The sequence below is a fragment of the Wolbachia endosymbiont (group A) of Cydia strobilella genome, assembly GCF_964026745.1.
Classification (GTDB): Bacteria; Pseudomonadota; Alphaproteobacteria; order Rickettsiales; family Anaplasmataceae; genus Wolbachia; species Wolbachia pipientis.
In genome coordinates, this window is record NZ_OZ034694.1 from 1,236,360 (window position 1) to 1,244,533 (window position 8,174).

The window sequence follows — 8,174 nt, forward strand, 5'->3', positions numbered from 1 at the left end:
GCCATTAATAATATGCTAGATAAAGACCTGATATTGAATGATAATACATATGAATTATCGCAGATTTCCAGGCACAAAACTCATGTTGTAGAAGTTGGAAAAGTAAAGATAGGCGGAAATAATCCTGTAGTTGTACAATCTATGGCGCTTGGCGTGCATATAGATGCTGATAATATAAAAAGTAGCGCAAAACATTATGCAAAAGAGATAACAGAACTAGCGCGTACAGGTTCAGAATTGGTGCGAATTGCCTTGAACTCAGAGGAGGTAGCAAGAGCAATACCTTATATAGTAGAAGAGATAAATAAAGAAGGTTTTGACGGTAAAATATTGGTAGGCTGCGGTCAATATGAGCTAGATAAATTAGTTCAAGATTATCCAGACAACATCAAAATGCTGGGTAAAATTAGAATCAATCCAGGCAATATAGGCTTTGGCGACAAACGTGATGAGAAGTTTGAAAGGGTGATAGAGTATGCAATAATGCACGATCTTCCGGTTAGAATTGGGGTAAATTGGGGTAGTCTTGATAAATACCTTTTGCAAAAATTGATGGATGAAAACTCTTCGCTTAGTAATTCAAGGCCTTCTGATGTTATACTGCGCAAAGCACTTGTAATGTCTGCTCTTGATAGTGCAAAAAAAGCTGAAGAAATTGGTCTAAATTCAAACAAAATAATCATTTCATGTAAAGTTAGCAAAGTACAAGATTTAATTTTAGTTTATATGGCACTTGCAAAATCTTCCAATTATGCGCTGCATTTGGGTTTAACTGAGGCTGGTATGGGCAATAAAGGTGTGGTAAATACCGCAGCAGGGCTTACTTATTTATTGCAAAATGGCATTGGAGATACAATACGGGCTTCTTTGACTCAACGTCCTGGTGAATCGCGTACTAATGAAGTGGTGGTGTGTCAGGAAATATTGCAGTCTATAGGCTTGCGACACTTTAACCCTCAGGTTAATTCATGTCCTGGTTGTGGGCGCACGAGTAGCGATCGTTTTCGTATATTAACTGAAGAGGTGAATGGCTATATAAAAACTCATATGCCGATGTGGAAGAAAAAAAATCCAGGTGTAGAGCATATGAACATTGCTGTTATGGGATGCATAGTAAATGGTCCTGGAGAAAGCAAACACGCAAATTTGGGAATCAGCTTACCTGGATATGGAGAAAAACCTGTTTCAGCAGTCTACAAAAACGGCAAATATTTCAAAACTTTACAAGGTGATAATGTCTCTGAAGAATTTAAGGCAATTATTGATAATTATGTGAAGAAGCATTACACGTAACCTTTCACGGTTAATTAATAGATAAATCGCAAATAAAAAAGAAAATTAAACCTTGTTTTTCTTTTTTCGTTGGGAATGTTCAAAAAAGTGTGTCAAACCGAAAAAAAAGTAATAAATTGATATAAAAAAAATGGAGGTTTGACTGACCTTACCCAGAAAAAGTGGAGAGAAAGTTTGGAATGTTTTTCACAAAGAGAATGATGAATCAAAATGCTCAGGAATGCAATAGTTAATAGTGACGTTGTTTGTTATAAAAAATTTCTATATATTCAAATATAGCAGTTTTGATATGCTGTTTAGAGTGCCGAGAGGTGTCTATTGGTAACTCCCTTTTTAGAGAACTGAAGAAGCTTTCCACAACAGAATTGTCGTAACAACAACCTTTATAACTCATCTATGTTTTTTATGGATAAGAGATATTGATAACCTTGCGAAGTATATTGTGAACCTTGATCACTATGTAATAGTAGATTTTTGGCAGGTTTACGCTTGTTAACGGCCATTAATAAAGAGTCCATAACCAATTGTTTATTTATTGAACTGCTCATTAACTACCATGCGTGAATATAGATCGATTATTGTTGCCAAATATAGCCATCCTTCTTTGGTTTTTATATAAGTAATCCCATACTTTATTTGGTTGATCGACAATAAAGTTTTGGTCTAATATATTGGGAGCTACTGTCCGTTTGTTGTTTCTTAATTTTAAATTTTCTTCTCAATATAGCCTGAATACCATTTTTCTGCATAATACTTTGCACTGTTTTTAAGTTGCAACTTTTACCCAAAGCCTTCAATTCAGCATGAATTTTAGGAGCTCCATATCTACATTTAGAAACTTGATATATTTTTTGAATAGCTGCGAGTAGCTCTTTATTTGCTGATTCTCTACTGCTTATTTTTCTTGTGGTCCACTTATAGTAGCCACTAGCAGAAAATCCTACATAATTCCTGTACTTTATAGCAGTTACTATATAAAAAAATATTTTACTCTTTTTGACTGGCCAGGGCTTTTTTTTAAATGTCTCTTTCCCTTGTTACTCTTGCTAACTCTCTTTGTAAATCAAACCTCTCTTTGTCGTAAGGAGCCATGTTACCTCTACCTGGAAATGCATCTGCTGCCGACTTTTTTTCGTTGTGTTTCTTTATCCATTTTCCTAATAAACCACCCTTTATTCCTAAATCCTTTGCTATTTTTGTAATTGTTTGACCTGTCTTTCTTTGTTCATTTGCCAGTTTAACAGCTTCCAATTTGAATTCTGCCGTATATTCTCTTGCCATTTCTAATCCTCCAAAATTTTATTTTACCCGAAAAAACTCCTTTCTTTCTCTCCACTTTTTCTGGGTAAGGTCACTTGGCAACAGTTGCTCTACTTTCTCCTTCATCCAATGCTTCCATTGCTTTTTTCCTTAAGTCGTAACTATACGCTGCTGGCATACAAACCCCTCTACCATAAATCCATTCTTACCTTATTGGGATTATTATGAGAAGAGCTATAACTCTATGGGAGGGAAGCAAAATCTGGGATTCGGCCTTAATGGCATTAGCGTTGCATCAGCTTCACCCTCCCTGTGAGGTATTTTAGCTCTAATGCCTCACATCATAAAGATACAAGTGTCAAGCTACTTGGATGACAGGGGAGGGAGGCACTGGGATGACAGGAGAAGGTAGTGGGATGACACCCTGACAACCGTCATCCCGCTGCTTGTTAGCGGGATCTAGAGATACCGCGAATGAATCGCGGCATGACGTAGGACTGCTTTCATTCCAGTGCTTGACACTGGAATCCAGCCTTTCTGCAATCTCATCGAAAACGTTGTAACCACTTTCTATGCTAGTTTGCTTGTGAGCAACCTGGATTCCAGTGTCAAGCACTGGAATGACACCGTTATAAAGGAACCAGTGTCAGCTACTTGAATGACACAGTCTTTGCTTAAACCCGTAACGTTCGTACATTTTGCTAAAAGTTCAAATATCAACATCATGCACATTAAGTGCATTGCTATTAATAAAATCACGGCGTGGTTCAACTATATCACCCATTAATATTGAAAATATGGAATCAGCTTCTTCACAATCTTTTATTTCAACCTTTAATAAAGTTCTAGCCTCAGGATTTAACGTAGTATCCCATAGCTGATCAGCATTCATTTCACCAAGACCTTTAAATCTCTGCAGAGTTAAACCTTTTTTACCATAGTCCATTATTATTTTTGCAAGCGTACTTGGAGAAGTGATTCTTATTTCAGTTTCTTGTGACTTTAAAAATGAATCACCATTAAATAAATTACTTATACCATCAAGCAAACTTAATATGTTTTGCATATCTTTGCCTTCAAGCATACTAAGTGCAAATATATATTTGTCTGCCAATCCTTGAAACAATTTAGAGATATGAATTTCTTTTTCTTCATCTTTTATTTCCACTTCCCAAGTGTATTCGCTGTACATTAACTTCAAATACTTTAATATCTCATCAGCCGATGATAGAGCATTCTTTTTACTTAAAATTAGCAATGACTCTAAGAGATTTTGTGGTATTTCTCTATCATAATTTTTGCTAATATTAGAAGTGCTAACGCATTTATTCAAAATAAGGCGCAAGTTGTTAAATTCTGTAGCTGTACCACTTAGTGTTAATCTTTTAACTGCTGAGTTTATTATATACTCTTCAAAAGTTTCGTCATCTTTAATATAAGTGTCTTTGGCATTCTTTGTAACTTTATAGAGGGGTGGCTGTGCTATGTATAAGTAACCTTTTTCAATAACTTCACGCATATGTCTAAAAAAGAAAGTTAGAATCAAAGTTCTTATATGTGAACCATCAACATCTGCATCTGTCATGATGATAATTTTATGATATCTAGCTTTTTCAATATCGAAGTGTTCACTCCCTATTCCAGCACCAATTGCAGTAATTAAAGAGCCTATTTCTGCAGATGAAAAAATACGATCTAAACTTACACGTTCTACGTTTAGAATTTTTCCTCTTAAGGCAAGCACTGCTTGTGTTTTACGATTACGCCCCTGCTTTGCAGTACCACCTGCTGAATTACCCTCTACTATAAATAATTCCGATAACTCAGGAGCTTTTTCCTGACAATCAGCAAGCTTTCCTGGCAGAGTTGCAATATCAATATTGTTTTTGCTTTTAACTAGCTCGCGCGCTTTTCTTGCAGCTTCTCTTCCTTTTGCTGACCTGATTGCTCTTTCTACTATGCTTGCTGCCAATTTGGGATCAGTTTCAAGGATTGTGCTCAATTTATCAGAAACTATACTTTCTACAACTGCACGTGCTTCAGAACTAACTAGTTTATCTTTTGTTTGTGAAGAAAACTTAGGATCAGGCATCTTAAGAGATAAAACACAAGTTAAACCTTCTCTAACGTCCTCTCCAGTTAAATTTACTTTTGCTTTCTTTAAAAACCCTTCATTAGTTGCATAGGTATTGATACATCTAGTTAGTGCAGATCTAAATCCTGCCAAATGCGTACCACCATCTCGTTGCCGTATATTATTAGTGAAACACAACATATTCTCATAGTAGGAATCATTCCATTCCATCGATATTTCCAAGCTGATGCCAAGATCTTCTGCATCTCCTTTCATACTGGCAATTTTAGTTACATGTGTCTTATTCTTATCTAAATACTGCACAAAATTTGCTGTACCAAAATTGTCTTTAGATTGATTGCTCTGATTGAAATGAGATTCTGTATATGGTTCATTGCGCAGATCACGTAAAGTAATGTCGATATTTGAATTTAAAAATGCTAATTCTCTTATACGACTTTCAAGCGTTGAGTAACTGAAATTAATGCCATTAAAAGTCTCTGTTGATGGCATGAACGTGACTTTAGTTCCTCTTTTGTTTGTATTTTCGTTGACTACCTTTAAAGGTTCAATAGACTCACCATCTTCAAAACGCATAAAGTGTTCTTTCTTATTGCGCCAAATAATTAATTCCAACCAGCTTGATAATGCATTCACAACTGAGATTCCAACACCATGTAATCCCCCAGAAACTTTATAGGTATTGCTGTCAAATTTACCACCAGCATGGAGTTGAGTCATTATTACCTCTGCTGCTGATATTCCTTCTTCTTCATGAATGTCAGTTGGAATGCCACGACCATTATCAGTTACAGATACTGAACCATCTTTATTTATGCTAACTTCAATTTGATCACAATATCCAGCTAAAGATTCATCTATTGCGTTATCAACAACCTCATATACCATGTGGTGCAAGCCAGATCCATCGTCAGTGTCACCAATGTACATACCTGGACGTTTCCTTACAGCATCAAGACCCCTTAAGATTTTTATTGCATCGGCATTATAACTATTTTCCATGGTATTGCTTCGTTTATGAATGTTAATTAATATTACATTCATATATGCTGATTAGCAACATTTTTAAACTGATAACCCATATTAAAAGTACAACTTTACGAATGTTTATTTTTGAAGACAGCAAATAGTGTCATTCCAATGTGTCTTCCATAACTGTACGAACATTCATTTTTGAAGGTAAATTGCACAACAGATGATGTCATTCCAGTGCTTGACACTGGAATGGCTTTGTTGCATCGCTAGCTATGATGGATTAAAGATAAAAAAGATGGAGAATATCAGTAGCTTATTATTCTGGTATTTATAACAAGAACGGTCAGTGAATACCTAAATTTGAGTAAAAGAAATTTCACTACCACTCACTAATCCGGCTAAAATTCAAGAATTTCAATGCTTTAGCTATTTTCAATAGAATTAAATTTATTAATGTAAATAATAAATTACTATTCTTAAATTTGATCAGATTGATTGCAAAAAAACAAGATTTTCAATAGGTTACTTATAATCCTAACTATAGTTAGCCTTTCATAAGTAGCGATGCAACAAAGCCCACTGGAATCCAGAAATTTTGCTTATAACTGAGCTGATGAGCTAAAGGTAGTTGTCTTACGCTAAAACAAACGTTTTTAATTAAGTTGCATAGAAGCTGGATCCCAGTGTCTGGGCACTGGGATGACACCCCACTGGTGGGAATTGCTCCCAAACTACAACGTTCGTACAGTTGTGTGTGTCTTCCCATGGAGATTGCTCTCAAATCATAATGCTCATGCAGTTGCATGCTCGACTAATTAACAGAAAAATCTATAATTCAGTTTACGTATTTTCTTATCTCAGCCAAAATCTTATCAGATTGACTTTCGTCTGAATTTAAATCAGCTGCAAAGTGTGTAACATATTTTCCTCCAGGGCCAATAAGGTACATTATTGAAGAATGGTTGATTTCTTCTTCTCCACCAACTTTGCTAGCATATACTTTATACTTTGCAATTACTTCGTCTATTTTTTCTCTTTCACCAGTTAACATTTGTATTCTGTGGTCAAATTGCTGCTGAAATTCTTTAAGTCTTTCCGTGCTATCGCGCTCAGGATCGACTGTGATGAAGAATGTTTGTAGCTTGTTGTTAGTTTTCTCATCTAACTTTGCAAGTGTTTCTGAAATTATTCCAAGGTTCATAGGGCAAATTCTTTTGCATGAGGAAAACCCAAAGAAAATCATCATGTATTTATCTTTAAAATCACTACTGCGCAAGATCTGTCCGTCCTGATTAATTAAAGAAAAATCTCCGCCTATCTTAACTTCTGCGTTGTGAATCGCTGCTGGGGCAAATATGCCTTTTTTAGTGAAATAACAATAACCTAAAAAAACAACTGCTAATGCTGCTAGCACATTAGATAATAATCTTATAAACCTTACCATTAGAATGCTCTCAGTAAAATTGAATTGTATCTTTATTGGTTAACCTATTCAATATATTTATTCCAAAGTGTATTGTTAATTTTGTCTAACAGTTTCTTATGTTCATCAATTTCTTTACTATTTGGTAAATGTTCTCTGGGAGTTAGATTACGTACTTTATGCTGAACGAATGTGGAGTTACTGTCCTGATTGTATTCATTATCAAACAGAAAGGTTTGTAACCCTCCTGTAAGTTCAACATATACCTTTGCAAGCAATTGAGCATCAACTAGTGCTCCGTGCAATTCTCTATTCTCTAGCGATATATCAAAACGCTTACATAATGCATTCAAAGAAGCAGGTGATCCTGCGAATTTTTTCCTCGCAAGAGGTAATGTATCTAGCACTCTGTCTGAGGAAATTAACCTAGCATTCAGCTTGCTTAACTCCATGTTAAGGAACTTAACATCGAATTCAGCGTTGTGAATTACCAAAATATCATTAGATATAAAGTCAAGAAATTCAAGTGCAACATCTGAAAATAATGGTTTATCTTCTGAAAATTCTTCACTAATACCGTGAATCTTAAACGAGTGATAAGGTATATCTCTTTCTGGGTTAAGGTACCGATGGAATACTTTACCTGTTGGAATGCGGTTAATTAATTCCACACACCCTATTTCAATAATTCGATGACCAGATTCAGTGTCAAGACCTGTCGTTTCAGTGTCAAGTACTATTTCGCGTAGCTTGCTTTCCATTTCAAATAAAACTCATCTTACTTATCATTTGTCTTATCGTTACTTGTCTTTTTATAGTGAATAGAAACAAGCAACCAGCTTGGGTCTGATGAATTAACATTTTTTTTGAATTGCCATACATCCTCAACTTTATTAATAGTGGATGTACTACCTGATATTATATCTCCTTCATTGTTCTTAACGAAGTTAATTTGCTCTGAAAGGAAATATACTGCAATAAACACTGCGTTTTTTACTAGCTTTATTTCTAAAATCTTTTGTGAAACGATAGAAACAATTATAGACTCGTGCACCTCTTTACGATGTTTAATCTTCCCTGCAAAATTATCATATAAGTCTTTATCGAGAAGTGGTTTTAACTGAGACA

Annotated in this window: 12 protein-coding genes; 1 reads left to right on the forward strand and 11 read right to left on the reverse strand. The window is 35.2% G+C overall.

From position 1 onward, the window contains the following. Positions 1–12 precede the first annotated feature (12 nt). A complete protein-coding gene (gene ispG / locus AAGD76_RS06315; RefSeq protein ID WP_070356735.1) occupies positions 13–1,293 on the forward strand; it encodes a flavodoxin-dependent (E)-4-hydroxy-3-methylbut-2-enyl-diphosphate synthase in 1,281 nt (426 codons plus the stop codon). A 229-nt stretch (positions 1,294–1,522) separates the two neighbouring features. On the opposite strand, the gene AAGD76_RS06320 is transcribed toward ispG, so the two are convergent. The 11 genes from AAGD76_RS06320 to AAGD76_RS06365 form a co-directional block, all read right to left on the reverse strand. Then, positions 1,523–1,687: an IS3 family transposase gene (locus tag AAGD76_RS06320; protein ID WP_080717620.1), complete on the reverse strand. Its 165-nt coding sequence runs from the start codon at positions 1,685–1,687 to the stop codon at positions 1,523–1,525. Next, entirely contained in the window at positions 1,677–1,841 is a 165-nt protein-coding gene (locus tag AAGD76_RS06325; protein ID WP_156768648.1) for a DDE-type integrase/transposase/recombinase, read from the reverse strand. The genes AAGD76_RS06320 and AAGD76_RS06325 overlap by 11 nt, the downstream gene beginning before the upstream one ends. A gap of 84 nt (positions 1,842–1,925) precedes the next feature. Then, positions 1,926–2,279, reverse strand: a complete 354-nt coding sequence (locus AAGD76_RS06465; RefSeq protein ID WP_080717636.1) for an IS3 family transposase — start codon at positions 2,277–2,279, stop codon at positions 1,926–1,928. A gap of 31 nt (positions 2,280–2,310) precedes the next feature. After that, positions 2,311–2,574: a transposase gene (locus AAGD76_RS06330; RefSeq protein ID WP_341820137.1), complete on the reverse strand. Its 264-nt coding sequence runs from the start codon at positions 2,572–2,574 to the stop codon at positions 2,311–2,313. Positions 2,575–2,911: 337 nt separating this feature from the next. Beyond that, the gene (locus tag AAGD76_RS06335; RefSeq protein ID WP_010962372.1) at positions 2,912–3,169 is read right to left on the reverse strand and encodes a hypothetical protein; all 258 of its coding nucleotides are present in this window, start codon (positions 3,167–3,169) and stop codon (positions 2,912–2,914) included. 93 nt (positions 3,170–3,262) lie between these two features. Then, a complete protein-coding gene (gene gyrB / locus AAGD76_RS06340) occupies positions 3,263–5,650 on the reverse strand; it encodes a DNA topoisomerase (ATP-hydrolyzing) subunit B (protein WP_264329768.1) in 2,388 nt (795 codons plus the stop codon). A 95-nt stretch (positions 5,651–5,745) separates the two neighbouring features. Beyond that, entirely contained in the window at positions 5,746–5,868 is a 123-nt protein-coding gene (locus tag AAGD76_RS06345; protein WP_010962370.1) for a hypothetical protein, read from the reverse strand. Positions 5,869–6,167: 299 nt separating this feature from the next. Continuing rightward, positions 6,168–6,428 (reverse strand): hypothetical protein, encoded by a 261-nt coding sequence (locus AAGD76_RS06350; RefSeq protein WP_010962369.1) that lies wholly within the window; start codon positions 6,426–6,428, stop codon positions 6,168–6,170. A gap of 30 nt (positions 6,429–6,458) precedes the next feature. Next, a complete protein-coding gene (locus AAGD76_RS06355) occupies positions 6,459–7,067 on the reverse strand; it encodes an SCO family protein (RefSeq protein WP_010962368.1) in 609 nt (202 codons plus the stop codon). Positions 7,068–7,111: 44 nt separating this feature from the next. Continuing rightward, on the reverse strand, positions 7,112–7,807 hold the full coding sequence (gene dnaQ / locus AAGD76_RS06360) for a DNA polymerase III subunit epsilon (protein ID WP_341820138.1): 696 nt from the start codon (positions 7,805–7,807) through the stop codon (positions 7,112–7,114). Between the two features lie 17 nt (positions 7,808–7,824). Beyond that, a partial coding sequence (locus AAGD76_RS06365) for a Tim44/TimA family putative adaptor protein (RefSeq protein WP_341820542.1) occupies positions 7,825–8,174 on the reverse strand: 350 nt, incomplete at its 5' end.

Coding starts and splice junctions, on each gene's coding strand:
- ispG (WP_070356735.1), top strand. CDS start 13: ATGCTAGATAAAGACCTGATATTGAATGATAATACATATGAATTATCG.
- AAGD76_RS06320 (WP_080717620.1), bottom strand. CDS start 1,687: ATGAGTTATAAAGGTTGTTGTTACGACAATTCTGTTGTGGAAAGCTTC.
- AAGD76_RS06325 (WP_156768648.1), bottom strand. CDS start 1,841: ATGAGCAGTTCAATAAATAAACAATTGGTTATGGACTCTTTATTAATG.
- AAGD76_RS06330 (WP_341820137.1), bottom strand. CDS start 2,574: ATGGCAAGAGAATATACGGCAGAATTCAAATTGGAAGCTGTTAAACTG.
- gyrB (WP_264329768.1), bottom strand. CDS start 5,650: ATGGAAAATAGTTATAATGCCGATGCAATAAAAATCTTAAGGGGTCTT.
- AAGD76_RS06350 (WP_010962369.1), bottom strand. CDS start 6,428: ATGCAACTGCATGAGCATTATGATTTGAGAGCAATCTCCATGGGAAGA.
- AAGD76_RS06355 (WP_010962368.1), bottom strand. CDS start 7,067: ATGGTAAGGTTTATAAGATTATTATCTAATGTGCTAGCAGCATTAGCA.
- dnaQ (WP_341820138.1), bottom strand. CDS start 7,807: ATGGAAAGCAAGCTACGCGAAATAGTACTTGACACTGAAACGACAGGT.